This is a genomic window from Brevibacillus centrosporus, from assembly GCF_046622605.1.
GTDB lineage: Bacteria > Bacillota > Bacilli > Brevibacillales > Brevibacillaceae > Brevibacillus > Brevibacillus centrosporus.
Genome location: NZ_CP176856.1, coordinates 4,106,217 through 4,132,500 on the forward strand (window position 1 = coordinate 4,106,217; position 26,284 = coordinate 4,132,500).

Consider the following 26,284-nt stretch of genomic DNA (forward strand, 5'->3'; position numbering starts at 1 on the left):
ATCATGACCACTGGGAAACGAACGCGAATCCCGCGGGAGCAGGCGCAGGAAATCATCCTGAACGCTGCCGAGGAGCTGTTTGATCAGGAAGGCATACACGCCGTCAGTGTGGACGCCGTGGTCGAGCGGGCTGGGATCAACAAGATGAGTGTGTATCGTCAGTTTTCCTCAAAGACCGACCTGATCTTAGCTTACATCAGCCGCAAGCAGGAGGCTTTTTGGACAGAGTGGAACCTCAGCTTGTCCAAGCATCCTGACCAGCCCCGGGAGCAGTTGATTCAGTTTTTTCGCGACCTGGCCGCCAAAGCCTCCTGCACCGATTATCGAGGCTGCTGCTTTCTCAATGTTGCCGTTGAATTTCCTGATACTGCGCATCCTGTTCGGGAGCTTGTCACCACACACCAGAGGAGGATTCACGATGCGTTTCTGGAAATGGCGGAAGCGCTGGGTGCTGCTCATCCGTCTGAGCTTGCCTATACCCTTCGCCTTTTGATGGAAGGGACCTATGCCGAGAGTCAAACATATGGAACCGATAGTGGCGCCATCCAGATGCTCCCCGCCATTGTGGAGAAGCTGATTGATACATCCATCGCAACCCGATAAGAAATCCTCTATCGTGGCCTGTTCAAGAAGGAGCGACCGCGTTTTAGCGGAAAGTTTTACCGAAGTAATGCCTGAAGCGGACGCTGCGGCACTTCGCCATGCGCTCCGGAATTCATAATCGTAAACGCTTATAAATTCCTAAACCTTAAAAAAAGTGGCTTGCCGCATTCCCATGCAGCAGCCACTTTCTATTTGTTTCCACCCATCCTCATGGTTTTACCCTTGTACACTTGTTGCGAGCTTCTTATCGCCTGTCATTGCTTCCAGGTCTTGAATGTCTTTTTCCAATTCCTGAATGTCTTCTTCGATCAGCTTTTTCAAATGCTGCTTTTCCCTCAGGACTTTCCTCGTTTGCTCCAAACGCTGGTTCAAGTCAAATACGCCGAGATACACTGCTTTTCCCTCCCTATGTACATTATCCACCTTACATGTTATGCGGCCGATCCCATATGTTTCCATGTCAAAAAGCAGTAGACGGGCCTTTTTTCACGACATCCCCGGCAAGAAGCAAAAGAGACCTCCACTTGCGCGCAGAAGTCTCTTTGTCCATTTAGATGCTTTTGTATTTCCCCAATTCAGTGCGAAGTCTATGGACCTCTTGCACAAGCGCACGCTTCTCCAAGCGATCGATTTCCGAATCCAGATCGTTCATTCGCGATTGGCTCGGATAGGGGCGTTCAAATCCGTCAAACCCATCCCCCACGTAAGACCATCTAGGCTCTTTTGGCATGATCATTGCCAAAAGCAAATAGATCAGGATCGGGATCCCCGTGCAAACGGTTAAAATGACGACCCCCACCCGCACGAGCGTCGAATCCATTCGCAGAAAATGGGCAATCCCCCCACAAACCCCAAACAGTCGTTTGTCTTGCTGCGAACGATATAAACGTCTTTCCATCATCTTAATCCTTCCTCTCTGCCAGCTTCCGCTTTGCTTTGTATCTACAGGATACCCCACGGCCATCTATCGCAAAATGGCCCATAGAGGGATTTGTCCTCCGACCCGGGACGGAGATCAGCTGTGTTCTGCATGAAATGGGCGTATCCCGTTTACGCTACAGGAAGAGGTGATCAGTCATGCCATTTATATGGCTCGCAGCTTTCTTATTACTGGCCGGGTGCACTGGGAACACTGCCGAAGAACGCAGCTTCATACAGAGCGATCGACATTTTTACTACCAGCAAAGCGTCGTGCATCCCTTTGGCCTAGAGCCAAACGTCACACCTTACGGCCCTCCCGTAAATGCCAGCACTTCCGGTGAATACGACCGCTGGATCAGGCCGGATGCGGTTTCCCAATATCCGGGTCTCGTTCCGAAATAACCGAGCGCTCCAAGCAAAAGACCGCTCTGACTTGGAGGGCGGTCTTTGCTCTTCCTATTTGATTGCATTCCCTTTCTTTTCGTAGATGGGCCGTGGACGCTCAAACACTTCACCCAATGTCGCGTAGCCTTGCCCTGCCAGCCTGCTCACAGGTGCAAACGCTCTGGCATCAATCCGACCGTTGTGGTATAGCTCGTCGTCTACCTGCACATGCAGGACCTCTCCAATAATGAGATCCGATACCGTAGGACTTCCCAGCTCCACGATTTGATTCAGCTTGCACTCAAAATGAATGCGGGATGCACCTAGACGCGGTACCCTCACAGAAGCAGAAGGCAGCAGTTCAAGACCTAGTGCTGCTACCTCACTTTCCTCTGGCGGATACTCCGCAGATGTTTGGTTCATGACATCTACATTGTGCACATCCACCATATTCACAACAAACTCGCCGCATTCCGCAATGTTTCGTGCAGTGTCTTTGCGCATTCCGTCCGGCTTGCGCATGACGGCAACGGATAGCATCATCGGTTCGACACTCGCTACATTAAAGTAGCTGAAAGGCGCTGCGTTCACTAGGCCGGCTCTGTCCATGGAGGTCACCCAAGCAATCGGCCTTGGGATCACGCAGCCTGTCAGCAGCTTGTATTTTGCTTGCCTCGCAAGCTCCGCCATCGTTAATTCCATTCCGTAGCCTCGCTTTCTCACTCTTTTGGTGGAAGCCAGCTCGCCATATACCCCCCATCCTCTACGGACAATGCCTGGCGCGTCACCTGCAGTGGATGGAAGGTATCGAGCATGACGGCCAGCTCCGTCGTTTCCTTTTTGCCGATGCTTCCCTCGATCTTGCCTGGATGGGGGCCATGCGGAATCCCCATCGGATGAAGCGTAATCGAGCCTTCGAAAACACCCTTTCTGCTCATAAAGTTCCCTTTTACGTAGTATAGCACCTCGTCGCTTTCTACGTTGCTGTGGAAATACGGCGCAGGGATCGACTGGGGATGATAGTCGTAGAGGCGTGGCACAAATGAGCAGATCACGAAATTTTGCCCGGCAAACGTCTGATGCACAGGCGGCGGCTGATGAATGCGCCCGGTGATCGGTTCAAAATCGTGAATGCTGAGCGCATACGGATACAAAAACCCATCCCAGCCTACGACGTCAAAGGGATGGAAATCAAAAAAGTAGCTGTATACAGCCGATTGCTTTTTGACGCGCACTTCAAATTCGCCACTCTCGACATGCGTCTCTAACCTCTCCGGCACACGAATGTCCCGCTCGCAATAGGGGGAGTGCTCCAGCAGCTGCCCGTGCTCATTGCGGTAGCGCTTCGGCGGGACGATTTCATTTTGTGACTCGATGACCAAAAAACGGCTCGTCGCCGATGGAACAAGGCGGTATGTGGTGCCAATGGGGATTACCAGATAATCTCCGGGCCAATAAGGCAGTGTGCCAAAAATCGTCTGCAGTTCTCCTTCGCCCTCGTGAACAAAAAGAACCTCATCACCGTCTGCATTGCGATAAAAGTAATTCATCGGCTCAGTTGGCACACATACCCCCATGAGCACATCGTTATTTCCCAGCAAATAGCAGCGGCCTGTGATCGGATCTCCTCCTGGACGCAAATCAAATGTTTTGAAGTGCTGATGCTTGAGTTCATGCTGTGGAACGAATTCGGGCTTCCAATCCGCAAATTTGCTGGTGGAACGTACCTGGGTAGGAGGGTTGTGATGATACAGGATCGATTGTATACCGGAAAATCCTTTCGTTCCCATGACCTGCTCACGATATAGCTCGCCGTTTGGCTTGTAATACGTCGTATGCCTTTTTTTCGGCACTTCCCCCATGCAATGATAAAAGGCCATCTTCATTTCCCCCTTCGCAGGCTCAAATGAAACCATCGGAAAACAGGAAAAAGCCCAGCTTACCCCCAAGCCGATTCGGTTGCATGACAAATGTGGGGGCTCCCCGCTGTCAAACGTTCCGAAACATGCATCAGGCGCAAGCTGGGCTCTATCTGCTAAAGAGAAAACGTCTTTTGGACAAATCCCCACAGACAGCCAGCTGTCGTCCGATTGTTTCCACTGTTTGGAAATCAATCATTTGCTTTTATCATATCGAAACCGCTTACACTTTTCTAGAGGAAAATGCCGATGTGCATTCCCTTCACGCTTGTTTTCCGAACAGCTTTCCAGCCAGCTCGCTCATGTCTTGCGGCAACGGCTCCGTCCACACCATCTGGACACCGCTGCGCGGATGAACAAAGGACAGCTGATAAGCATGCAAAGCTTGTCTGCCAATCTGCTCTCGGCTCCCTCCGTACAGGTCGTCTCCTGCCAAAGGATGACCGAGACTGCTCATATGCACCCGGATCTGGTGCGTTCGCCCCGTATCGAGCTTCAACTCCAGATGGCTCATCCCCTGTCCTCGTGCAAGCACGCGATAATGGGTGATCGCGGTTTGTCCGTCAGCACGAACCTGCCTCGTGATGAAGGAACCCTCTGCAAGCCCGATCGGCGCATCGATCGTCCCGGAATCGGCCTCAACTACCCCTTCCGCGATCGCCTGGTAGATGCGGTGCAGCGAACGCTCTTGCTGCAGTCGGCTGAACTGCTCATGCGCCCACTGATTTTTTGCGACGATCAAAAGGCCTGATGTATCTTTATCCAAACGGTTGACGGCACGAAACCGCCGATACTCTCCCCGCTTTTGCCAGTAGGCAATGACTCCGTTAGCCAATGTGCCGCTCGCATGGTTTCCTGTAGGATGCACCACCAGACCTGCTGGCTTAGCGATGATCATCAAATCCTCATCTTCATACCGAATCGAAAGCGGCATATCTTCAGGAGGCACGGTTTCTTCTGCATCCTCGGTGACCATCACCGCGATCTCGTCACCTGCCTGCAGCTTTTCATTGACGAAAACCAACTGTCCATTGCGTGTGATCAGTCCTTTGAACTTGGCCCGAATCAGCAGGCGGCGGGATACCCCGTAACGCTTTTGCAAAACGTCCCGTACGGTGCGACCAGCATCCTCTTCGTCCGCGATAAATCGTAGTAATTCTTCTTGCATGTTGTCTCTCCTTTAGGTGTTCCCTTTTGACAGTATACCAAAAAAGGAGGGCATCGTCCGCTGAGGAGCGCGCTCGTCAAAGCTGCTGGCTGCGCACTTCAATTACGAAGGCATGTCCAGCATCGCCTTGATCCCATTCTCCTCGAACATCAAACATGTACCAGCCTGGCACTTCAGGAGCTTTCCATTCGTTCCCGTTCTCCAGCAGCTGCTCGATCTGTTCTGTTCCGATCCATTGGGTGACCCGCAGTGTTTCTTCGAGAGGAGCTTGAGGAAATGTGACAGTGAGGGTGGCTCCCGGTTTGACAGAGAGCGGTCGTGGCTTCATTTCTCCGATGATTTCGGGAGGGGCGGCTGTGTCCTTGCAAACTCCTTGACTTTCATAATGCCAGCAAGAGGAAGTGGGAACAGTAACAGCCGTTTTCCCCATCCACGTAATCGAGGGGGCAGGGGGCTGTGGCAGCTGCTTGGGGGCTGACTGATTGGTCTGCCAAAATTGACAGCCTGTCAGCAATAAGGTCGCAGCTAGGCAATAACGAATGATCTTTCCATCCATCTTCATGCAATCACCTCACTTAAAAGGACGCAAAAAAAGCCGGGACGTTTCACCCGGCTCGTCAGATCTTCCGCAAAAAGATTTTCTATTGCCATACACTGCCTGGCAGGGAATGCGCCTGAGCAGTCGCCTGCAAATATTCATCCAGATGCTCTGCTGGCCTTTTGACAGGCTTGCCGTGACATACCTCCAAATGCACGGGCTGCAGCTCTCGCAGGATGACACTGCTTTTCAAAGCTTGTGCCATATCTGCCGTAAACATTGGCATCGGTCTGTGAAGCTTCCCAGCCTTTGAAGTAAACAAATCGCCTGCCAGCACCACTTGATCTTCCTCGTGATAATAAATCACATGCCCTGGCGAGTGTCCTGGAGTGAGATAGGGCTTCAGGCCGGCGACAACTTCAAGCTCTCCGCATTCATCTACAGCAAGTGGCTGCACGACTCCTGGCGTCACGGTGACTTCTGGTCTCTTTCGGCGAGGGTACGCCAGCTCGCCCTCCAGATACGGTATTTCGATGGAATGCGCATACACGGGAACTTGGGTGTTTTCCCTTATCCGTTTGACTGCCCCTACGTGATCGGAGTGCCCGTGCGTCAGGAGAATGCGCTTGAGCGGCCCTGCATGCAATCGATCGATAAAAGATAGGATACCTTTTGCCATAAAAGGTATTCCAGCATCAATCAGTGTCACACCATCCTCGTCCACTACCACCCAAACACGCAAGGGAATAACCATCCACGTATGCAGGCTATAAATGTGACGCGAGATTTGTTCGACTTTCATCCTCTACCCTCTCCTCTGCGTAATACTTGTTTACAGCCTTCCAGCAATACCTCTAAAGACAGCTCAAACGTCGGCGTCAAACGTTCCAGCAGCTGCTCAACCGTTTCCTCAGAGTGTGTATACGTCCCGATAATCCCTTGCAGGGTATAGGTATAAATACGAGCAAACGCGAGATTTTCATCCTGCTGATCATGCTCAGGCAAACACGCGATAAGTGCCCTTCTCAGGACTTCAAACAGTCGCGTCCGCTGTATCTGCAGCTCCTCCGTCGGCTCTGCCGCAACATCAACGCGGGATGCCTTTACCATGAAGAACAAGGTATGCATCGTCCGGTGAAGCAGGCAAAACGTAATAAACTGCAAACTGACTTTTTTTAGCCGCCCTTCAGGACTGAGGGATGAATCGGACAATGCCGCTTCCATCTGCTCCTGTAAAGCCTGCAAAGGTCCGATGGAGAGCTGGTGAAGCAGCGCTTCCTTATCGGCGAAGTAAATGTACAGTGTTGTGTGCGAGCAGCCTGCCGCTTTGGCAATTTCCCGGATCGATACCGCCTCAAATCCCTTTTGAGAAAACAGCTCACCTGCTGCTTTCAAAATGGCGTTTTTGGTTTCCTCTGAACGCATTTCCTGTCGGCTACCCATATCTTGAGACACTCCTTGTCGAGTTGTTACTCCACATTATAACCATCGGTTACTAACCATTGGTTATAATATAACCAATGGTTACAAAAACGTCAATACTATTCTCAGAAAATAAAGTATTAGACCGAGACCCCCTTATTCTGCAAGGAGTCCCGGTCTTTTTAGCAATCCATGGATCTAAACTGGATAATAAAGGTTTTTATTTCGCTCCCTATCCCGAAGATTCGGTCGTAGCGTATGGTGGTGGAGACTAAAACGGCTTGATGACCATCAGCACGATAACTGCAATCATCAGCAGTTGCACCGCCAGCTCTAGTGGCGCGATCTTTTTCATCGCTCGAGAGAACTCGGCAGGTATCTCATCCCCACTGCTTGCCGCCACGAGCTTCGTGACTTTTTGCAAACGAGGCTCGATGAATCCGCCAATCGCGACCACCGGGAGCAGCGACAACAGAATGGACACAGTCAACCACATTTGGGACAGTCCCATGCCGGTTAAGATCATGAGCCCTATCCCAGTCGCGATCAGAGCAGCTCCGCCTATTTTAGGCAGCCAGGAAAGCTTGGCCGTGATATCGAAGACAAAGCGAAGCTGGCTGGCTGTTTGGGCTGACCTACGAATGATAGGGATGAGGAATGCGGATCCCATGAAAGCAATCGCCGAGAGTATATGCAAAACGAGCAGCATTCCGAACATATAGGCAGTCTCCTTCCGCGCTCAGCTTACAGGCAGCTCGCTTTGGTAAGCGAGGCCGACTCTTTTGCCTTTAAACGGCCCTCCAAGCTCAAGGTGGTTCAGCATACAGTTCGCTACATCTTCGTAAGCAACATCCAGCTCCTTAAACCGGCTGAACAGGTGGCCGGCAATTTCAGCTTCGGAGTAGTCCTTGATGTTCTCCGGAACAGGCACAGGCAAAATGTTTGTGCTTACATGCATACGAACGGACGACGGAAGATCGGCCGTTTCGACCATCGTTCCCGGGCACATGACGGACCAATCAAGCTTCGTCTGACGCAGCCGTTCCAGATTCCGGTTGTGAGTTTGGTACATGGGCGGGAACCCGGGCAAATTATTGCCCATCAAATCGGTATAAGGAATGTCGAGCAGCCCGGCTCCTCCCATTAACCATACCCGTCCAGAAAACATCGTGTTTTTTTCACACTGGCTGACGATGTTATCGACGATACGAACAAACTCTTCTCCCTGTGCGGCGTTACCAGCAGCAATAATAGCGGCGTCTTGCTGCAAGAGCGCTTCGTAGACGCTTTCCGGATCCATGATGTCCTTCGCGATCACCTTCACTTGCGCCGCAATCTCCACGCCTTGATGCTCATAAAGCTTCTCGGGATTGCGCACGAAGGCGGTCATTTCATGCCCCCTATTAACGCCTCGTTCCAGTACCTTTCTTCCCGTGTTTCCCGTTGCTCCGAAAACAATAATCTTCATCATTATTCCCTCTTCCTAGCGATTTCCAAATTTTTCATTGCTTGATTGACTTCATGTTAGCACCGCCCTAAAATCTTGATAAGAACCCACTTTCATGTAGGGTACTTACTTGAAAGTAAGCTTTGAGCAGGGAGGGATTGGATGGAAGCTGGGACAAAGGCAGCAATGGAGAGAAAATGCCCTATTGAAACGGTAATTCACGTGCTCGGCGGGAAGTGGAAGCCTACAATCTTATGGCTTTTGTTAGACTCCACCAAACGGTTCAGCGAGCTGGAGAAGCTGATTCCGGAGGTGACTCAGAAGATGCTAGCCCAGCATTTGCGAGAGCTGGAGAGCGACCAACTGGTGACACGGACGGTTTATCCATCGGTCCCCCCGAAAGTGGAATACTCGTTAAGTGATTATGGAAAGACGTTGGTACCCGTTATGGAAATCATGTGCGAGTGGGGCGAAACCCATCAACGGCCGGGCTTAAGGCAGCCTGTCCTGTAAACTGCAAATCCTAAGTAGATGCGTTATTGTGCGAAATTAAGTAAAGACTCTCCAGTTATAGACTGACCATAATAAACGAAACAGCGGCGAATTAAGACTTGAAAATAAAGTCTTAGACTCGCCGCTGTTTTATTAAACTGTCGTTTAGACCTTGCTTGTGTAGCAATTGCTCTAATCTCAATCGCAAAGGAAGACATAATCCACTAATCTGCATGTTAGATTAATTGGGGATCAGAAAGGCCTCTCGTGTACTCTCGTTATTGTCGGGACCCTCCCCTGGAATTCTTATCTGAATTGCTCCAAATGAAAAGCCCTCCTGCGCCGGATAGACGAAGAGGGCTTGGTTATTCCATCGATGTGCGATGAAATTTATTTTGCAGCTTGTGCAGCAGCGATCGCAGCTTCGTAGTTTGGATGCTCACCAGCAGCCGCAACATACTCAGCATGTACCACTTTGTCGTTTGCGTCGATAACGAAAACAGCGCGGGACAAGAGGCGGAATTCTTTGATTGCTACGCCATAGGCAGTACCAAAGGACAGGTCTTTGTGGTCAGACACGGTTTTCACCTTGTCGATACCAGCAGCACCGCACCAACGGTTTTGCGCGAAAGGCAGGTCAACGGAAACAGTCAGGACAGTTACACCGTCCAATTTCGCTGCTTCTTCGTTGAAACGGCGAGTTTGCGCATCGCAAACACCTGTGTCAATGGAAGGGATCACGGAGATGATGCGAACGGTGCCTTTGGAATCAGCCAAAGTTACTGGGTTCAGATCGCCACCTACTACTGTGAAATCAGGAGCAGTATCGCCCACTTTGATTTCTGGACCCACCAAAGTTACAGGGCCACCTTTGAATACGAATGCGCCTTGGCGCTCAACAGCTGTTGTCATGATTTCTTCCTCCTCACCAATCATTCATATGTACTTACTCATCATACCCTATCATTCACTTTTTTTCACTATGCCAATAGTAGAAATTACAGATTCAGCTGCACTTTTCCTGAGGAATTCGACTCTACCTTTTCTATTCGCTTCACTTCATGTTCGTATTCCCAATCAGTTTTCGCGTTCAGCTCATGGCAGCGCATCAGAGCATGGTAGAGCGCGAAGCCAAAGTGAACGTTCTTCAATTCATAGCGATTGGCATGCGCTTTTGGTAAAGCCGTGTTGATAATGTGGATTTGATAATTGGCCTTCTTTGTTTTTTGCTTGACTGGCACAATGTAACCCATTTGTTTCAGAACAAAGCCATAATCGAATTGTCCCTCGTCATCAAAATCAATCGTTTCATCCGAGGTAGCCAGATACTCCAGCAGTGTTCCCAAATCCAGCAAATCATAGCAGGCTGGCTTGGGCATGGAGAGAACAGAGCCGTCATTGTTGACAAAATAAATATGGTCACGGTAATGAAAGATCAGTTCGTCTTCAGGCACTTCGTCAGGAAACATCCAATGACTCGCCGGAATCAACAAGCGCCAGATTTGGGCAGGAGCCTCATTCAGCAGTTCCATGGCAGGGATCCCTCCTTTTTCCCTACCAGTTTTGGCAAAAGCACCTTCCCCTATTCAGCCAGCACATCCAGCATGTAACGGCGCCAATCGCCATCTTGGATACGCGTTCCCCATTGCTTCACATATTCCGCATCCAGGTAGCGATATACATAAGCGATCACTTCTTCGCCTGTTTGCACCAGGACCGCCGAAATCTCGATTCGCTCGTACTCATTTCGCGAATCCTCTGGGCCAAAGTAAGTTTCCAGCTCGTCCAGAGCGCTTAGTGCCTTTTCAAAGACTTCTGGGGAAAAAAGGAGAATCTCCCCTATTACGTCTTCATTTCCTGCGAGCAAGCCAGGATAGCCCTGTGGCAAGTGATAGACCTCCCCTTTGATTTTCGCTGGCTGGACCTCGCAGTCGTAGGGCTTTGCGTATAAAGCATGGTTCATAAAGCCCTCCAGCAGGGTTCCGTACACAAATACAGGCATCGTTTTGCTCATGATTCACAGCTCCTATCTAGTTGGTCAACAGCATGTATGAAAATAACGCTGTCTTCTCTACAAAGATTTTTGTATATTTAAACTATATATATTTTTCAAGCAATTTTAAGTTGTTTTTGGATTGGCGTAGATAAAAAAGGAGTGAGAGACCATGCAAAAGAGAAACATTAATCGATTACTGGTCGCAAACCGCGGAGAAATCGCGATCCGCATATTCCGTGCGGCGACCGAGCTGGGGATCCGTACTGTAGCGATCTACTCGGAGCAGGACAACGTCTCGATCCATCGTTTCAAAGCGGACGAATCCTACCTGGTAGGCGCAGGTAAAGGTCCCATCGAGGCCTACCTCGACATCGAAAGCATCATCGAAATTGCCAAGCGCAACGACATCGATGCCATTCACCCAGGCTATGGCTTCCTCGCAGAAAACGCTGAGTTTGCCCAGCGCTGCAAGGACGAAGGAATCATCTTCATTGGTCCGTCGCCTGAGCTGATCGAGAAGTTTGGCGACAAAGTCGAAGCGCGAAAAATGGCGATTGAAGCCAATATCCCAGTCATTCCTGGCACACCCGAGCCCATCGAATCTCTGCAGGAAGCGCTGCTCTTTGCCAAAGAATACGGCTACCCGATCATCATCAAAGGCGTATCAGGCGGCGGCGGTCGCGGTATGCGTATCGTTCGCAGCCAAGACGAGCTCCAGGACTCTTTGGATCGCGCTCGTTCGGAAGCCCGCTCCTCATTTGGCAACGCAAAGGTTTATCTGGAGCGCTACCTCGAGCAGCCTAAACATATCGAAGTACAAATTCTGGGCGACAACCACGGCAATATCGTGCACCTCTTCGAACGTGACTGCTCTGTCCAGCGTCGCCATCAAAAAGTCGTAGAAGTTGCTCCCAGCTTGTCTTTGGATGACGCATTGCGCCAAGAAATCTGCCAGGCTGCCCTGACCTTGATGCAGAAAGCCGGCTATTCCAATGCCGGTACCGTCGAGTTCCTGCTCACGCCTGACAAACGCTTTTACTTTATTGAAGTCAACCCACGCATCCAGGTGGAGCATACCATCACAGAGCTGATTACAGGCATCGACATCGTACAAGCGCAGATCCGTGTCGCCGAGGGCCATGTCCTCTCTGACGCCGAGATCGGCATCGCCTCTCAGGATGCCATCTCCATGAACGGCTACGCCATCCAGTGTCGTGTGACGACAGAGGATGCGGAGAACAACTTCCTGCCTGACGCAGGTCGTCTTCTGGCTTGGCGCTCCGGTGGCGGCTTCGGTGTTCGCCTCGATGGCGGAAACGGGTACCCTGGTGCCATTATCACACCTTTTTACGATTCCCTGCTCGTCAAAATTTCGACGTACGGAACAAGCTTTGATCAGGCTGCTCGCAAAATGCTGCGGACCTTGCGCGAGTTCCGCATTCGCGGAGTAAAAACCAACCTGCCCTTCCTGGAAAATGTTGTGACTCATCCCGATTTCCTGAGCGGCAGCTACAACACTTCCTTTATTGACACCAAACCAGAGCTGTTTGTTTTCCCAGGCCGTCAAGACCGTGGTACCAAGCTGCTCTCCTACATCGGGAACACCATTGTAAACGGACATCCCGGACTCGGCAAGCCGGAGAAAAAACCGCACTTCGACTCGCCCCGTATCCCGCGTACACCGTACAGCCAGCCGTATCCAGAAGGCACCAAGCAAATCTTGGACCGCGAAGGAGCAGACGGACTCGTACGTTGGATCAAAGATCAGAAGCAGGTACTAGTAACGGATACGACATTCCGCGACGCTCATCAATCTCTGTTTGCTACTCGCGTTCGTACGTACGATCTCGCCTCCGTTGCTGAAGCTACCGGAAAGCTTGGAGCAGACCTGTTTTCCCTCGAAATGTGGGGTGGCGCTACGTTTGACACAACCATGCGCTTCCTACAGGAGTCTCCATGGGAGCGGCTGCAGATTTTGCGTCATCGCATCCCGAATATTTTGTTCCAAATGCTGTTGCGCGGGGCAAATGCCGTTGGCTATACGAACTATCCGGACAACGTCATCCAAACGTTCGTAAAAGCTTCTGCTGAAAATGGCATCGACGTCTTCCGTATCTTCGACAGCCTGAACTGGCTGCCAGGTATGCAAACGGCGATCGAAGCCGTGCGCGACACCGGAAAAATCGCCGAAGCTTCCATCTGCTATACAGGGGATATTCTCGATCCTGCGAAAACCAAATATACACTCGCCTACTACGTGAATCTGGCAAAAGAGCTGGAAAAGGCCGGAGCGCACATCCTCGCGATCAAAGACATGGCTGGACTTCTCAAGCCTTATGCAGCCTATGAGCTGGTGAGCGCCCTGAAGCAGGAGATCGATATCCCGATACACCTGCATACGCATGACACCTCTGGAAACGGTGCCGCGATGCTGCTCAAAGCGATTGAAGCTGGTGTTGATATCGTCGATGCATGCGTCAGCTCGATGTCCGGTCTGACCTCCCAGCCAAGCTTGAACGGTCTGATCGCGTGCCTCGCCCACACGGAGAGAGACAGCAAGCTCTCGCTGGATGCTTTCAACAAACTCTCCGACTACTGGGAAGATGTTCGCCCGTACTACCAAGGCTTCGAAAGCGGCATGAAAGCAAGCAACACCGAGGTATACGTACACGAGATGCCAGGCGGGCAGTACACCAACCTCGAGCAGCAGGCCAAAGCGGTTGGCTTGGAAGGTCGTTGGGAAGAGGTCAAGCATATGTATGCGGTGGTCAATCAGATGTGCGGCGATATCGTCAAAGTGACGCCGTCCTCCAAAGTAGTAGGAGACCTCGCCTTGTTTATGGTACAAAACAACCTGACAGAGGAAAACATTTGGGAAAAAGGTGCGCGCCTCGACTTCCCGGATTCCGTCATTCAGTTCTTCCAAGGTTATCTGGGTCAACCACCGGGAGGCTTCCCGAAACAGCTGCAGGAGCTCGTGCTGAAAGGCCGCGATGCATTCACCGCACGTCCAGGTGAACTGCTGGCACCTGTCAATTTCACTCAAGTCGCAGCAGAGCTGGAAGAAAAGATCGGGCGCGAACCGGACGAACTCGATGTGCTCTCCTACATTATGTATCCGCAGGTGTACCTGCAGTTCGACCAACGGATGAAGGAATATGGCGATCTCTCCGTCCTGAATACCTCCACCTTCTTCTACGGGCTGCGTCCAGGGGAAGAAACAGCCATTACGATCGAGCGCGGAAAAACACTCATCATCAAGCTGGTTGCTGTAGGCGAACTCCATCCCGATGGCCGCCGCATCATTTACTTCGAGCTGAATGGGCAGCCACGCGAAATTTTCGTACGTGACCAATCTGCGGTAGTCAGCGAACAGGTGCGACGCAAGGCAGACGCTCAAAACGCAGCTCACCTGGGTGCATCCATGCCAGGAAAAGTACTGAAAGTCCTCGTTGCTGAAGGTGACAAGGTACGCAAAGGCGAGCATCTTTTGGTCAGCGAGGCCATGAAAATGGAGACAACCATTCAGGCCCCTGCAGATGGCAAAATCAAGTCCGTCTACGTCAAAGCGGGAGAAGCTATCGAAACAGGCGATCTCCTGATTGAAATGGAATAAAGATCCACTATAATGGGTGTAGACTATTGAACGTAGGAGGTGACCGGTATGAGAGTGAACCGGATCAGCCATATCCCGTACAGCCACCGCGTTGGCCGCTACCATTTCCAAATGGTACAAGCAAAACTGACGGCACCTGTCGATCCGATCATCAGCTACAGCCTTCAGCCGTTCTACACCCGTGAACAGCAATGGATGACGGAACTTTCCGACTCTCTCTCGCGCCTGTACCGCTATTCTGCTGATTTGGATAGAGCGGCCCGCCAGTTCGATCCCGAGCGTCCGAGCAGTGCTGTCAGCAAACGATTGGCCCTCAGCTCTGACCCTGAAACAGCAACTGCTCAAGCACAGGCACACGCCAAGATCGGAGTGTATCGGCTCGATGTTGCCAGCTTAGCGAATGCCCAAGCCAACAAAGGAAAAATGGCAGAAACGGCCTCTCCCACCTCTGTAGCAGAAGGTCAGCAGCAGTTTTTCGTCGTGACGGAAAATCAGGAGGATTCGTATACCTTTTATTCTGCTGCGACCGATACGCATGGTCAAAGTATCCAGAGGATGGCGGAAGCATTGGGGAGTCAAGGGTCTTTGCTTTCCACGCGAATCGAATCGCAGGGAGACCAGCAAGCGCTCATTCTCGAAAGGAAAGCTACGGGAAAAGAGAACGCCTTTGCCATACAGGATCAAAAAGGAAATAGCGTCCGGGCACTTGGCGTTCAGCAGGTGAGTGTCCCTGCTCGAGATGCGGTATTCTTTTTGGATGGGGCGAAGCGCTCTTCCGCAAATAACCAGATCCTGATCGGGAACGGTGAGGTTCGCGTATCTATGCACCAAAAAGGAGCTGGCCCATTATCGATCACGGTCGTGCCTGATCACGAGGGACTCCTGCAGCATACGCGCATACTGGTAGATCGCTTCAATCGGCTTCACGCCTTCCTACAGGAAAAGAAAAACACCTTGATTCATGAAAGGCTGGAGACATTTGAGCGGATTTCTCGAGCTGCAGACAGCAGCTTGAACCGCTACGGAATCCGCTTGCAGTCGGACGGTCAGATGGAGCTGCGAGAAGAGGTGTTTCAGGAAGAGGTTGCCCAGTACCACGATCAATTTGTCCAGGACATGCGCGGTTTGGCCCAGCAATTTCGGGAAGAAGCCATACGGGTGCAAACTAAGCCCCTTGGAGCGTTTTCCCGTCCCTTTGAAGATGCGGCAAGCCGCCAGCCATATGCTTCGCTTTCGACCTCCAGCTTCCGCTATCTTCATGTGGTGAACACAGGCTTGTTTATCAATCTTCTCTTTTAAAACCAAAACAGGTACACCACTTCTGTGGATGTACCTGTTTTTTTGCTCGCTATCAGCTTCGATCCATGAGATCCTCGAGGTCGCTTTCCTCTACTCGAGCCACCACGGTGGTGGAATGTAGAGAAGTATCATCCTTTTTGCTGAACATCGATTGCAGCTTGTCCACAAACTGCGGCACAGAGTCCAGTATCCGGTCGTACAGATGCGTCGAATTTTCCAGTGGGATGGAGCGGATTCCCTGTTTCCCTACGACAAGAAACGCAACGGGCGTAATGGAAACGCCTCCCCCGCTACCACCGCCAAAGGGATAGCCGATTGCACCTGGGTGATCGCGATCGTACTGAAATTCACTCCCCCCCGCTGCGAAGCCGAACCCCACTTTGGAGATCGGCAGAATCACGCTGCCGTCCGGTGTCTCCACTGGATCCCCAATGATTGTATTGACATCGACCATTTGCTTGATATTTTCCATCGCCGTTCGCATTAAGCCTTGAATGGGGTGGTCTGCCAAGTTCCTTCCTCCTTTCGATCTTCCGCATTCTTTAACATGCCCTAAAAACCTTGGAGCATGTACGACATCATGCCCTTTACGCCTCAGAGGGTGCCGTCCGCCACTTTCGCGTGCGCCCCTTCCGCAGCTGGATGAACAATCGAAAGACAACCAAAAAGATGTGGCCCAGGATCACGTGGAGCTCGCACTGAAATTGGGTTCGTATAAACGCTTGGTTCCAGACGGGCTGCACACTCAAGCTGGGAATGATGCGCAAGGAAATGGCGTTGGAAATAGCGCCGACGATCATGCTTTTGACCGCCCAGATGATACCCGTAAGTGCACCTGTCTCTGATGCTTGCCCCGCCCCCATCACCGTATGCCATTCCAGGCGTGTGCAGTGGATTCGTCTTAAAAACTTTGCGAATAGCGGCTGCATGTCATGAACTCTTTCCAGCACTTCCCTGTAGTTGTGATACCATTTGTTCACCTGCTTGCGCGTCAGGTCCTGAACCTTGTCTTTGGTCTTCGTTTTATGCTGCACGGTTTCCACTTTTGCTACTACTTCCGGTCCTTCCTCTGTTGCCTTCATGAAAACCATGGGTATCTCGTATTTCCTGCGGATCAATCGATACCACGCAGACAGCTCTACAACGATATGATCATTCTCCCCCACGCGTCCGTAGTACAGGTGGATTTGGACAGGAGTAATCAAGAGCATAAGTAAAAGAAAAAGGACGATACCGATCAACCAGCTCACAAAAAATCCCACCCTTTCCCCCATAGTATGAGTGGAAAGGGTGGGTAATATGTCCAGCAATCGTCATTAATCCAGAATGTATACGTTCACACCCTGCTTCATTCCGTAGCTTTGTGCTTGCTGGAGTGTTGGCAAGTAGAGATCTACATGTCGCTGCTTTACGGCACCGCCAATGTCTGCGGCAACAGCATAGCCATAGCCCTCGATGTACAGGTGAGTGCCGAGCGGGATGACATTGGGATCCACTGCTACGACTCCCTTGCGCAGAGGGTACTCCAGATAAGATAACGTGGTTGGGTCACTTGCATATGTGTAGGCAGTAGTCTGAACCGTCAGCCGTTCCCGAAAGGACGTACCGTTTGCCAATTGGTTGGCACTTGCTGTCTTCGCTGCTTTTGGCGTGAGCAAATGCAGCGCTGCGTACGTCGCTGCTTCAGCCCTCGTTATCAGCGTCTGTGGCTTGAGTGTCCCGTCTCCATATGGACTTACCAGGTGGTTCTCCAATGCGTAGACGAGCGGCCGTTGGTACGCCTGCCGCACACTGTTTCCGTCCTGATAGGTAGCCAAGGCTTGTACGGTGATGGACCACTTCACCTGGTTTACCGCCCCACTTTGCCCCATAGAACGAACCAGGATGGAAACCATCTCTTCTCGCTGCACAGGCTGGTTCGGATTCAGGAAGACTTGTTTGCCCTTCTTTTGTCCATGAACGATTCCCAATTGGTATGCCGTATTTGCATAAGGTGCCAGCCAGCTGTTCGCTGGAACATCAGCGAAAGAAGATTCTGCCGATTTCAAGGGCTCAATTCCCTTTGCTTTTACGAACATCGTGATGAGCTCGCCTAGTGTGACAGGGTCATCTGGTCGGAAATCTTGCATCTGACCAACTGCTCCTGCTATGTAAAGTTTTTCAATATCTTTTTCTGCCCAATGACCTGCAATGTCTACATACGGTGGAGTAGAAGTTTCCGTTTCGTTCGTCTTTGCCTCTACAGCTGGCGCCCCCATGATCATCATGGCTGCCAGTGAGGCCAGGATCCATGCCTTCCTCATCATCGCCCTCCGATATTTTGATATGCACATCTTTCATATCATTTTAGCGGATCTCCCCGCAATAGCAACGCACAATTCTTGCCATTTAGCTGGAAAAAAGAAAAGGCCCTTGAACAAATGACCGTCTCGTCATTTACAAGAGCTCTTTTCCTGTTATTTATCTAGCAAAAATATGCTTTCCGATTTGCTTGATCTGCGGGCGTGACCAAATCCAGTCAGACGTTGCTGTATCCGGATTGAAGTAGTAGAGAGCCCCGTTTGTTGGATCCCATCCTCTTACGGCATCCCAGGCAGCACGATAAGCCGTTTTGTTCGGCGTCATCCAGAATTGTCCATCGTCTACAGCTGTAAAAGCGTATGGTTCGAAAATGACCCCGTTTATCGTGTTGGGGAAGTCGCTTGCGCGAAGTCGGTTCATCGCGACTGCCGCAACTGCTACTTGTCCTTCGTATGTTTCTCCACGAGCTTCTGCATAAACGAGCTGAGCCAGAAGCTGCATTTCTTTTTGGTTCACGCTGACTCTTTTCAGTGTTCTCCACGTATTGTTGCCTACTATGCCATCTGCAGGCAGCCCGTAATTACGTTGAAACTGTTTCACCGCATGGATTGTGTCAGACCCATAGACGCCATCCAGTTTTTCATCGTAATAGCCTAACATCTGCAAACGATATTGCAAATCCCACACGTCTCCGTTGACGCTTCCTTGTTTTAGTTGCGTTGCGGCAAACGCTTCGTTGGGCGTCACAATCGCTATGGCCAATATTGCCAGCAGCAGGGTAGTCAGCGTTTTTTTCATCCACCACATGAACATCCCCTCCTTCGCAAACATTCTACAAGCTGGCGAAAGAAGGTTCAATTCAAGCATTTTACCAGATGCGGCAAACCTTACCTCTAGCAGGAAGGGCTATTGACTCCGCTGTCAATGCTTGTATTGAGGCTGAATCTGCTTCAGGATTTCCTCCAGCTTCGCAGCATTATTCTTGTATTTGGCTTGCAGCTTGGAGTTTTGCTCGGCATTGGCTTGCTGCTCCAAATCTTGAAGGCATTGCTTGAGCGTTTCATAGGTTTCCTGAATTTGCGGCTTCTTCTTGCTTCCCCCCGCATCACTGACAAAATCGAGATAGAGGTTCCCCGATTCGTCCACTTGTCCTAAAAAGACATCCTGCAGCGTCTTGTTGCGCTTCTTCAGCTGTGTTTCCAGCCAAACCTGGTCCTTCCCTAACGCCGCTAAAGGAATGGGCATGATTTTCCCATCCATAATAACGGTTTGTGGAGGCTTTGCCGGCGCAACATTCAGCTTTAGCTGACTAGGGGTTACGGGTAGCTGCTCTGTCTTCAGTTGAACAGTAAGCTCACCGCTCGTTTCCATCAAGGCAAATTCCACATCCGCCACCCGAAACACATTTTTGACTCGCAGCTGTTCTAACAGATCTTCTGCCGTAAGCTTTTCTTTGGCGAGATTGTTCTCCAATATCTTGCCATCCTGTATCACAATCGTTGATTTGCCTTCCATCATATCCCGATACCATTTGCTTTTCAACGACAGCCACTCGCTAAGTGCCGGAAATACCGCGAAAATCGTGAGTGAAATCAAACTGTGAAAAATGGGACCATCCATTTCCGTGGCCATGAAAGCAGCGATGGACCCGATGGTAATCCCGACTATATATTCGATATAAGTCAGCTGCCGTATCTGCCTTTTGCCAATCAGCTTGGTTAAGAGAAACAAATAGACGAGTGCTCCAATCGATCGCAACGCTATATTCAGCCAGTCAGGCATGCTTTTTTCCTCCTAACGGTTATGCATGGTACGAAGATTTCCTGTACGTTAAAAAAGAAAGACACCCGCAGGTGCCTTTCCCCATCCAGCTATTCAATTAGCCGCGACCAGCCAATTGTTGTTCAGCGAAGGAGACAAGACGTTTAGTAATCTCTCCACCAACTGAGCCGTTTTGACGGGATGTGGTGTCAGGTCCAAGCTGAACTCCGAATTCGGAAGCGATTTCGTACTTCAGTTGGTCCAGAGCTTGGTTCGCTTGTGGAACCACCAGGTTGTTACTGGATCTGTTGTTGTTAGCCATCTGTGTATCACCTCCTCGTCGTTAGTAGCTTTAATATGTGTGAAGGAGCAGATGTTCATTCGTGTCAACCTTAATTTTTTTCAATTCCAATTTATTACTTATAACCCCAGCAGATATTCCGCTGTTTGCCTGGCCGCTTCCGGCCTGCGCACTTGCTCTATTTTCTCAATCTCTTTCTGCCCCTCCAGACGAATTCTCCACCGATTCAAGGTCTCTCGGATTTCCATCGGCGTATTTGCCACTGCAGCTGCTTGATTGTGTCTGAGAAAGGCACTATTTCGCCTCTCCTGACCGGGAAGCGGCTTGTACAAAAGCAGCGGCGTTTTTAAGGCCAGCGCTTCTGCACAAGTAATTCCGCCCGGCTTAGAGATATAGACGTCCGCTGCAGAGATCCATTGCCACATTTGAGACTCGTAGCCCCTGATCAAGAGATGATGCCGGAGATCTGGCGTTTTTTGCTGCCAGTCATCTAGCTGTCTCTTCAGCTTGGCATTTTTTCCGGTCACCACGATAATCTGGAGTGGCTCTTGTACACGTACCAGCTCCTGCAGCACTTCGGCTATCCCCCCGTATCCTCCCTCTCCACCGCTGACGAGAACGGTAAACATCTCGGGAGATAGACCCAGCATTGCCCTCCAGGTGGGCTTGTCCCTTTCCCCAGCCACACGAAAAGCAGGTCGCACTGGGATTCCGTGGACCTGAATTTTATCGGCATGCACCTGAAAGTCCCTCTTCAGCACTTCCGCAAGCTGTTCATGCGCTACAACATACGTGTCGATTTGCGGATGTACCCAAAAGTGATTCACATGAAAATCCGTAGGAATACTCACCAAGTGAAAAGGCGCATCCATTTCCCGCTTCGCCCTCGCCAGTGCCGACAAGCAGTATGCATGTGTTGCGATCACTACATCTGGCTGCTCTTTCTTCAGTAACTCGCGGGTCAATTTTCGCGAGAGCCACCAAGCAAGCGGCTTTTGCAAAGAAGTGCTCCATAGCTGCTCGCGTTCATAGATGCGCTGCCAAAGCGGAGGCGCCAAGCGGAGCATCCCCAGATAAAAAAAACGGGACAGCTCCCTCAGTGCGGGACTGGCCGTCTCTAATCCGCCTACAAGTCTTGCTGAATCTACACCCGTACTGGCGCATAGCTCCTCTACCAAAGCCTCTGCTGCCATTCTGTGCCCGCTTCCCGCCCACTCTTCTGTCACTACCAGAAATCGCTTGCCCATCAGTGTAAATCTCCTAGAGGGGAGGGATTTTGCGATCCGTACCTTTCCAGCAGGGACTCCTTCGACATGTACACGCGTTTTAACGGCATGTCTTGCTTCCAGCTTTGCACCCGCTTCTTGCCATCCGGATGAATGAAACGCAGCAGCAGACGTAAATACCAGCGTTTATAGCGGAAATACCCGTTCATCGGCACGTCCGAAATGGAAAACCCCAAGGGCAAAACACCTTTATGCAGCATCGTAGTACCGACGATCCCCTTGATTTTTTCCTTTTCATCCATGCTTTCCAGATAGCTCGCCAATTTCGGTAGAGAAAGCATGATGTGACGCCTCAGCAGCAACGCCAGCCTCAGGTCGTCCTTTACCCCTTTGCATAGGGTAGCAAAGTAGTAGTTATGGATATGGATTTTCACGATCCAATCACCGCGGTTGATTACCTGATGATCCGTCGTAACCAATGTCTCGCCTCGATAACGAAGCAGAACAACGCGGAAAATATTGGCTCCTTTTTCTATGTAGCGAAGCCGTGTACAGCGTTGATATACATCGTCCCACAACCCCCAGAGTATCAAGAGGCTCGAATTCATCTGCATCCGGATCCTTTCTGGACATGTTTTTAAGTAGTATGCCCCAGAATGCAGCCCCCTCATTACCAGCTACGCCCTTTTTATGCGTCCCCACACCATCACGAGGAGTGCCACAATGACGGGAAGCCACATATGGTTCAGCATGAGAGGATTCACCCATTTCCATACATAGGGGTCCTCTAAGCACATCTCTACTGCCGTGAATGCCAGAATCCCCCCTCCGACGATCACCAGCCAGTTAAAGCGATTCATCAATCGAGCAATAAACGCACTTCCCCACATCAACAGCGGAATGCTCATCAAGAGCCCCAGAATCACCAGCCACAAATCGCCGTGAGCTGCCCCCCCTACTGCCAGAACATTATCCAGGCTCATCACAAAATCGGCGAGAATGATGGTTCGGACGGCTTGCCCCACGTTCTGATTGCGCGACACCTCTGCCAGCTCTTCGCTTTCCCCTATCATCAGCTTGCATGCGATCCATAGTAACAAGAACCCGCCAATCGCTTTGACTAGCGGAATATCTAGCATCCAGGTTGTCAAGCTTGTCAGTAATACTCGCAGCAGAATGGCTCCGAGTGTTCCATACAGGACGGCTTTCTTTCTATCTTTGTTTGGCAGCCCTCGGCAGGCCATCCCGATCACAACTGCATTATCACTGCTGAGTACGAGATCGATCATAAAAATATGTACCAGTCCCAGCCAAAAATGCTCCTCCATCCCTGCCTCCCCTGGTCCACCAAAGTCTGTCCATTCTACTTTATGCGACTAGAATCGGACTCATGATTAAAGATTTTTCCGAAATAAGGAACTTTTTAGCGGATTTTGTAGATAAAAACTTCCATAAAAAAACATTTTATTGCGAATTTAGGAGAATTATACCTTGTCTTTCCGTGCCCTTATCCCTTACGATTTTAGTGGGGTGGATAAGAGATGGTGGAAACTGTGACGCTAAATTTATTCAACGTTTCTAGGAAAATTTTAGATATGGCACCAAGTATTACCACAGTGTGGATGCAAGAAATTGTTCGCAGTATGGAAATTCCTGTAACAATCCCCCGCGATTTTGCGGAAAAGCGTACAGTTCTCTTAGCTCGTTATCTGGTGGAAAATGTGGATCACGATATGCAAGCTTGGTCACTGGATATGGGAGAGTGGCTGCGTTCGCAGGAATTCCCCTTCTCCTCCATTTTGCGTACGTATCAGATCTATCGAAATGTATTTTGGCGTGTGCTACAGCCAGAACTGCACCAGTGGTCACTGTCTCCAAGCGATATGCTCTATTTGGAGACTCAGCTCGGGAAAGCCATGGATGAAAGTGTCTTTTGGGCCGTCTACCATTTTGAGCAAATGATGAATGAAGAGCTGGTTCAAAAAGAAGAAACCATATCCTATCTGCACAACGATAAATTGACGATGCTGGGGAAAATCGCAGCAAACATGGCACATGAACTGCGAAACCCGCTGTGTGCCATCGAAGGGTTCTTAAAGCTGATCGGTGAGTCAACCAAAGAGCAGGCCAAGCTGCAGTCTTACATTCAGGTGGTCATGCACGAATTTGAAAACTTGCACCGACAGTTAACCGGATTTTTGAGTTTCTCGAAAAAACCGATCTTGGATGAAATCTTCAAGACCGTTCAAGTAGAAAATCTTTTTGAAGAAGTGGAATTACTCATCACTCCCCGATTACTAGGAGAAAACATACGCTTTGAAAAACTAATCCACCCCTGTTCACTTGCATGTTATGAAGAAGGTCTGAAGCAAGTCATCGTCAATCTGTTAAACAACGCGATTGACGCTATACAACATCGACCAGACAAGTGCATTAGTGTCATCGCCACGTCATCGGATGGATGGCTGTATTTGAGCGTGGAGAATAACGGAGAAATGATCCCAGCCGAGATCGTCGAGAGCCTGTTTCAACCGTTTTTTACTACTAAACAAAACGGGACAGGCATAGGACTTTCTATATGCAAAAATATTATTGAAAAGCATAATGGAACCATCCACTGTGATTCCAACGAGAAACGGACACGCTTTGTTGTCTCTTTACCCATCACCACTGCCGAGCATACCGAACAGTCTGTGTCCGATGATGGCCAAGCATGAAAAAAGCCCCCTGAAATCAGGAGGCGATGCAAGAGATCCGTTACCTATTGTGTTGGTAAGCGATCTATATTTACTCTACACGAAAACATATGTTTCTACCACTGAAATGATTAGACACACTTCGACACTTTTCTGGATCTGCAGAGCTGTATGTACGTCTACGGCGATGCAGATCCTTTTTTGTGTTAGCTTCCTTTGCTGACTCGTTCGTGGCCCCTGTTCAGGATAGGAAATACAAAAAAACAGGGCGCTGTTCAGCGTCCCTGTTCTCTATTCATATGGAGCGGGTGATGGGAATCGAACCCACGCGACCAGCTTGGAAGGCTGGAGTTCTACCATTGAACTACACCCGCGTGTAATTGTAATGGTGCCGAGGACCGGACTTGAACCGGTACGGGAGAAACTCCCGACAGATTTTAAGTCTGTTGCGTCTGCCCATTCCGCCACCCCGGCAACTCAGAAAGATCTGGGCAAATCATGGTCGGGAAGACAGGATTCGAACCTGCGACCCCTTGGTCCCAAGCCAAGTACTCTACCAAGCTGAGCTACTTCCCGACTATTTAATATAACCAATCTTATCATAATCTTTCCTATTCGGAAAGATAGTGGCGTGCCCTGAGAGATTCGAACTCCCGACCTTTTGATTCGTAGTCAAACGCTCTATCCAGCTGAGCTAAGGGCACATATGGAGCGGACGAAGGGTCTCGAACCCTCGACCTTCGCCTTGGCAAGGCGACGCTCTACCAATTGAGCTACGTCCGCATGTCATTTTGGAGTTGTTGGGGTGATTTGGTGCGGTCGAGAGGACTTGAACCTCCACGGTGTTGCCACCACTAGAACCTGAATCTAGCGCGTCTGCCAATTCCGCCACGACCGCATAGTAAGATACTAATTTCCTCAAAAAGCACTCGAAAGGTGCTCCAACGGCACGCTTCACTTTTCGAGAAATAAAAACTGGTGAGCCATGAAGGACTCGAACCTTCGACCCTCTGATTAAAAGTCAGATGCTCTACCAACTGAGCTAATGGCTCTCAAAAATAAAACTGGTGGGGAGAGACGGATTCGAACCGCCGAACCCAGAGGGAGCAGATTTACAGTCTGCCGCGTTTAGCCACTTCGCTATCTCCCCACAAATGGTGCCGGCAATAGGACTTGAACCCACAACCCCCTGATTACAAGTCAGGTGCTCTACCAATTGAGCTATACCGGCGTACTCATATATTTTACCAAATCACTCATCTACAATCAATAACTTTTTCGTTTTCAGTGAAAAAGATTCATCCAGATGAATGTGTGCCATCTCTTTTTGAAAATGGCGGAGCTGACGGGACTCGAACCCGCGACCTCCGGTGTGACAGACCGGCGTGAACTCCAACTTCACCACAGCTCCATAGCTTGTTGTAAACTATGTGTACTTCTTGTCTCCTTATGCTACCAGGAGAAATTTGGTTGCGGGAGCAGGATTTGAACCTGCGACCTTCGGGTTATGAGCCCGACGAGCTACCGAGCTGCTCCATCCCGCGACGATATTATGGTGGAGGCTGACGGGATCGCTTCCTACTTGCGCCTCTACGTCGAATGTCCTACGCTGGCAAGCAAGATCAGATGTACCCGAGCATAACTCCTTTGGACTTACTTCATGGGTGAACCGGAATGGTGAGATCCCGAGCCGGAACTGAAACGAAGTAATGGTGGAGGCTGACGGGATCGAACCGCCGACCCTCTGCTTGTAAGGCAGATGCTCTCCCAGCTGAGCTAAGCCTCCACAATTAGGTGACCCGTAGGGGATTCGAACCCCTGTATGACAGCGTGAAAGGCTGCTGTGTTAAACCGCTTCACCAACGGGCCATATGGTGCTCCCGACAGGAATCGAACCTGCGACCTCTTCCTTACCATGGAAACGCTCTACCGACTGAGCTACAGGAGCGAAGTGGCTCCTCGGGACGGACTCGAACCGCCGACCGATCGGTTAACAGCCGATTGCTCTACCAACTGAGCTACCGAGGAACGTTTGAAGGATTCGTACCTTCAAAACTGGAACTGCATGTTTGCTAAGATGTGTGGATAAGTCCTCGACCGATTAGTATTCGTCAGCTCCACGTGTTACCACGCTTCCACACCGAACCTATCAACCTCATCGTCTATGAGGGGTCTTACCAGCTTGCGCTGTGGG

At 50.5% G+C, this 26,284-nt stretch carries 28 protein-coding genes, 15 tRNA genes and 1 rRNA gene (1 of these 44 running past the window's edge); 6 read left to right on the forward strand and 38 right to left on the reverse strand.

Annotated features, from left to right (window positions below):
• The first annotated feature begins 3 nt into the window (after positions 1–3).
• A complete protein-coding gene (locus ACLIN2_RS20745; RefSeq protein WP_411502000.1) occupies positions 4–603 on the forward strand; it encodes a TetR/AcrR family transcriptional regulator in 600 nt (199 codons plus the stop codon).
• 216 nt (positions 604–819) lie between these two features.
• Here ACLIN2_RS20745 and ACLIN2_RS20750 read toward each other — a convergent pair whose 3' ends face one another.
• Together ACLIN2_RS20750 and ACLIN2_RS20755 are read right to left on the reverse strand one after the other, a co-directional pair.
• Positions 820–996 carry a PCRF domain-containing protein gene (locus ACLIN2_RS20750; protein WP_139228068.1) on the reverse strand — a complete coding sequence of 59 codons (177 nt, stop codon included), beginning with the start codon at positions 994–996 and terminating at the stop codon, positions 820–822.
• A gap of 157 nt (positions 997–1,153) precedes the next feature.
• Positions 1,154–1,504, reverse strand: coding sequence for a PspC domain-containing protein (locus ACLIN2_RS20755; RefSeq protein ID WP_327931036.1), 351 nt, complete (start codon positions 1,502–1,504; stop codon positions 1,154–1,156).
• A 176-nt stretch (positions 1,505–1,680) separates the two neighbouring features.
• Here ACLIN2_RS20755 and ACLIN2_RS20760 point away from each other — a divergent pair, with 176 nt between their 5' ends.
• The gene (locus ACLIN2_RS20760) at positions 1,681–1,926 is read left to right on the forward strand and encodes a hypothetical protein (protein ID WP_400588603.1); all 246 of its coding nucleotides are present in this window, start codon (positions 1,681–1,683) and stop codon (positions 1,924–1,926) included.
• Between the two features lie 54 nt (positions 1,927–1,980).
• Here the strand turns inward: ACLIN2_RS20760 and ACLIN2_RS20765 are convergent, their stop codons facing one another.
• The 8 genes from ACLIN2_RS20765 to ACLIN2_RS20800 all read right to left on the reverse strand — a co-directional run bounded on the left by ACLIN2_RS20765 (position 1,981) and on the right by ACLIN2_RS20800 (position 8,423).
• Positions 1,981–2,610, reverse strand: a complete 630-nt coding sequence (locus tag ACLIN2_RS20765) for a flavin reductase family protein (RefSeq protein WP_411502001.1) — start codon at positions 2,608–2,610, stop codon at positions 1,981–1,983.
• 17 nt (positions 2,611–2,627) lie between these two features.
• The gene (locus ACLIN2_RS20770; RefSeq protein WP_411502002.1) at positions 2,628–3,788 is read right to left on the reverse strand and encodes a homogentisate 1,2-dioxygenase; all 1,161 of its coding nucleotides are present in this window, start codon (positions 3,786–3,788) and stop codon (positions 2,628–2,630) included.
• A 301-nt stretch (positions 3,789–4,089) separates the two neighbouring features.
• Positions 4,090–4,995, reverse strand: a complete 906-nt coding sequence (locus ACLIN2_RS20775) for an RluA family pseudouridine synthase (protein ID WP_411502003.1) — start codon at positions 4,993–4,995, stop codon at positions 4,090–4,092.
• 76 nt (positions 4,996–5,071) lie between these two features.
• Positions 5,072–5,557, reverse strand: coding sequence for a hypothetical protein (locus ACLIN2_RS20780; protein ID WP_411502004.1), 486 nt, complete (start codon positions 5,555–5,557; stop codon positions 5,072–5,074).
• Positions 5,558–5,636: 79 nt separating this feature from the next.
• The gene (locus tag ACLIN2_RS20785; protein WP_411502005.1) at positions 5,637–6,335 is read right to left on the reverse strand and encodes an MBL fold metallo-hydrolase; all 699 of its coding nucleotides are present in this window, start codon (positions 6,333–6,335) and stop codon (positions 5,637–5,639) included.
• Positions 6,332–6,976, reverse strand: coding sequence for a TetR/AcrR family transcriptional regulator (locus ACLIN2_RS20790; protein WP_411502006.1), 645 nt, complete (start codon positions 6,974–6,976; stop codon positions 6,332–6,334). Before ACLIN2_RS20790 ends, ACLIN2_RS20785 begins: the two co-directional genes overlap by 4 nt.
• A 250-nt stretch (positions 6,977–7,226) precedes the next feature.
• The gene (locus tag ACLIN2_RS20795; RefSeq protein WP_411502007.1) at positions 7,227–7,673 is read right to left on the reverse strand and encodes a DUF2269 family protein; all 447 of its coding nucleotides are present in this window, start codon (positions 7,671–7,673) and stop codon (positions 7,227–7,229) included.
• Positions 7,674–7,694: 21 nt separating this feature from the next.
• On the reverse strand, positions 7,695–8,423 hold the full coding sequence (locus tag ACLIN2_RS20800; protein WP_411502008.1) for an NAD(P)-dependent oxidoreductase: 729 nt from the start codon (positions 8,421–8,423) through the stop codon (positions 7,695–7,697).
• A 141-nt stretch (positions 8,424–8,564) separates the two neighbouring features.
• Here ACLIN2_RS20800 and ACLIN2_RS20805 point away from each other — a divergent pair, with 141 nt between their 5' ends.
• Positions 8,565–8,915, forward strand: coding sequence for a winged helix-turn-helix transcriptional regulator (locus ACLIN2_RS20805; RefSeq protein WP_411502009.1), 351 nt, complete (start codon positions 8,565–8,567; stop codon positions 8,913–8,915).
• A 369-nt stretch (positions 8,916–9,284) separates the two neighbouring features.
• On the opposite strand, the gene tpx is transcribed toward ACLIN2_RS20805, so the two are convergent.
• From tpx to ACLIN2_RS20820, 3 genes are all read right to left on the reverse strand, one after another.
• The gene (tpx, locus tag ACLIN2_RS20810) at positions 9,285–9,806 is read right to left on the reverse strand and encodes a thiol peroxidase (RefSeq protein WP_092267522.1); all 522 of its coding nucleotides are present in this window, start codon (positions 9,804–9,806) and stop codon (positions 9,285–9,287) included.
• A gap of 86 nt (positions 9,807–9,892) precedes the next feature.
• Complete coding sequence (locus tag ACLIN2_RS20815) at positions 9,893–10,426, reverse strand: hypothetical protein (protein ID WP_092267521.1); 534 nt, start codon at positions 10,424–10,426, stop codon at positions 9,893–9,895.
• A 50-nt stretch (positions 10,427–10,476) separates the two neighbouring features.
• Positions 10,477–10,908 carry a gamma-glutamylcyclotransferase family protein gene (locus ACLIN2_RS20820; RefSeq protein ID WP_411502010.1) on the reverse strand — a complete coding sequence of 144 codons (432 nt, stop codon included), beginning with the start codon at positions 10,906–10,908 and terminating at the stop codon, positions 10,477–10,479.
• Between the two features lie 151 nt (positions 10,909–11,059).
• Between ACLIN2_RS20820 and pyc the strand changes: the two genes are divergently transcribed.
• Together pyc and ACLIN2_RS20830 are read left to right on the forward strand one after the other, a co-directional pair.
• Complete coding sequence (pyc, locus tag ACLIN2_RS20825) at positions 11,060–14,506, forward strand: pyruvate carboxylase (protein WP_411502011.1); 3,447 nt, start codon at positions 11,060–11,062, stop codon at positions 14,504–14,506.
• A 48-nt stretch (positions 14,507–14,554) separates the two neighbouring features.
• Positions 14,555–15,805, forward strand: a complete 1,251-nt coding sequence (locus ACLIN2_RS20830; protein WP_411502012.1) for a flagellar cap protein FliD N-terminal domain-containing protein — start codon at positions 14,555–14,557, stop codon at positions 15,803–15,805.
• Positions 15,806–15,857: 52 nt separating this feature from the next.
• Here ACLIN2_RS20830 and ytfJ read toward each other — a convergent pair whose 3' ends face one another.
• The 9 genes from ytfJ to ACLIN2_RS20875 form a co-directional block, all read right to left on the reverse strand.
• Complete coding sequence (ytfJ, locus tag ACLIN2_RS20835; RefSeq protein WP_092267517.1) at positions 15,858–16,316, reverse strand: GerW family sporulation protein; 459 nt, start codon at positions 16,314–16,316, stop codon at positions 15,858–15,860.
• Between the two features lie 76 nt (positions 16,317–16,392).
• Positions 16,393–17,055 (reverse strand): DUF2953 domain-containing protein, encoded by a 663-nt coding sequence (locus ACLIN2_RS20840; protein ID WP_411502013.1) that lies wholly within the window; start codon positions 17,053–17,055, stop codon positions 16,393–16,395.
• 66 nt (positions 17,056–17,121) lie between these two features.
• Positions 17,122–18,108, reverse strand: a complete 987-nt coding sequence (locus ACLIN2_RS20845) for an S-layer homology domain-containing protein (RefSeq protein WP_411502014.1) — start codon at positions 18,106–18,108, stop codon at positions 17,122–17,124.
• Positions 18,109–18,265: 157 nt separating this feature from the next.
• The gene (gene sleB / locus ACLIN2_RS20850; RefSeq protein WP_411502015.1) at positions 18,266–18,913 is read right to left on the reverse strand and encodes a spore cortex-lytic enzyme; all 648 of its coding nucleotides are present in this window, start codon (positions 18,911–18,913) and stop codon (positions 18,266–18,268) included.
• Positions 18,914–19,027: 114 nt separating this feature from the next.
• Positions 19,028–19,888, reverse strand: coding sequence for a DUF421 domain-containing protein (locus ACLIN2_RS20855; RefSeq protein ID WP_411502016.1), 861 nt, complete (start codon positions 19,886–19,888; stop codon positions 19,028–19,030).
• A gap of 97 nt (positions 19,889–19,985) precedes the next feature.
• The gene (locus ACLIN2_RS20860; RefSeq protein ID WP_007717155.1) at positions 19,986–20,189 is read right to left on the reverse strand and encodes an alpha/beta-type small acid-soluble spore protein; all 204 of its coding nucleotides are present in this window, start codon (positions 20,187–20,189) and stop codon (positions 19,986–19,988) included.
• Positions 20,190–20,287: 98 nt separating this feature from the next.
• Positions 20,288–21,415: an MGDG synthase family glycosyltransferase gene (locus ACLIN2_RS20865; protein WP_411502017.1), complete on the reverse strand. Its 1,128-nt coding sequence runs from the start codon at positions 21,413–21,415 to the stop codon at positions 20,288–20,290.
• Positions 21,415–22,002 carry a YkoP family protein gene (locus ACLIN2_RS20870; RefSeq protein ID WP_411502018.1) on the reverse strand — a complete coding sequence of 196 codons (588 nt, stop codon included), beginning with the start codon at positions 22,000–22,002 and terminating at the stop codon, positions 21,415–21,417. Before ACLIN2_RS20870 ends, ACLIN2_RS20865 begins: the two co-directional genes overlap by 1 nt.
• A gap of 69 nt (positions 22,003–22,071) precedes the next feature.
• A complete protein-coding gene (locus ACLIN2_RS20875; RefSeq protein WP_092267512.1) occupies positions 22,072–22,722 on the reverse strand; it encodes a TerC family protein in 651 nt (216 codons plus the stop codon).
• Positions 22,723–22,935: 213 nt separating this feature from the next.
• Between ACLIN2_RS20875 and ACLIN2_RS20880 the strand changes: the two genes are divergently transcribed.
• Positions 22,936–24,111: a sensor histidine kinase gene (locus ACLIN2_RS20880; RefSeq protein WP_411502019.1), complete on the forward strand. Its 1,176-nt coding sequence runs from the start codon at positions 22,936–22,938 to the stop codon at positions 24,109–24,111.
• Positions 24,112–24,390: 279 nt separating this feature from the next.
• Here the strand turns inward: ACLIN2_RS20880 and ACLIN2_RS20885 are convergent.
• The 16 genes from ACLIN2_RS20885 to ACLIN2_RS20960 form a co-directional block, all read right to left on the reverse strand.
• A tRNA-Gly gene (locus tag ACLIN2_RS20885) sits at positions 24,391–24,464 on the reverse strand.
• A 12-nt stretch (positions 24,465–24,476) separates the two neighbouring features.
• Positions 24,477–24,564, reverse strand: a tRNA-Leu gene (locus tag ACLIN2_RS20890).
• Between the two features lie 25 nt (positions 24,565–24,589).
• Positions 24,590–24,666: transfer RNA gene (locus ACLIN2_RS20895), tRNA-Pro, on the reverse strand.
• 51 nt (positions 24,667–24,717) lie between these two features.
• A tRNA-Arg gene (locus ACLIN2_RS20900) sits at positions 24,718–24,794 on the reverse strand.
• A 3-nt stretch (positions 24,795–24,797) separates the two neighbouring features.
• A tRNA-Gly gene (locus ACLIN2_RS20905) sits at positions 24,798–24,873 on the reverse strand.
• A gap of 28 nt (positions 24,874–24,901) precedes the next feature.
• Positions 24,902–24,988 (reverse strand) — tRNA-Leu (locus ACLIN2_RS20910).
• 78 nt (positions 24,989–25,066) lie between these two features.
• Positions 25,067–25,142, reverse strand: a tRNA-Lys gene (locus tag ACLIN2_RS20915).
• Between the two features lie 13 nt (positions 25,143–25,155).
• Positions 25,156–25,240 (reverse strand) — tRNA-Tyr (locus tag ACLIN2_RS20920).
• 5 nt (positions 25,241–25,245) lie between these two features.
• Positions 25,246–25,321 (reverse strand) — tRNA-Thr (locus ACLIN2_RS20925).
• 103 nt (positions 25,322–25,424) lie between these two features.
• A tRNA-Asp gene (locus ACLIN2_RS20930) sits at positions 25,425–25,501 on the reverse strand.
• 56 nt (positions 25,502–25,557) lie between these two features.
• A tRNA-Met gene (locus ACLIN2_RS20935) sits at positions 25,558–25,634 on the reverse strand.
• A 166-nt stretch (positions 25,635–25,800) separates the two neighbouring features.
• Positions 25,801–25,876: transfer RNA gene (locus ACLIN2_RS20940), tRNA-Val, on the reverse strand.
• A gap of 9 nt (positions 25,877–25,885) precedes the next feature.
• A tRNA-Glu gene (locus tag ACLIN2_RS20945) sits at positions 25,886–25,959 on the reverse strand.
• 3 nt (positions 25,960–25,962) lie between these two features.
• Positions 25,963–26,038, reverse strand: a tRNA-Thr gene (locus ACLIN2_RS20950).
• Positions 26,039–26,042: 4 nt separating this feature from the next.
• A tRNA-Asn gene (locus tag ACLIN2_RS20955) sits at positions 26,043–26,118 on the reverse strand.
• Positions 26,119–26,171: 53 nt separating this feature from the next.
• Positions 26,172–26,284, reverse strand: a 23S ribosomal RNA gene (locus tag ACLIN2_RS20960) (it continues 2,815 nt past the right edge of the window).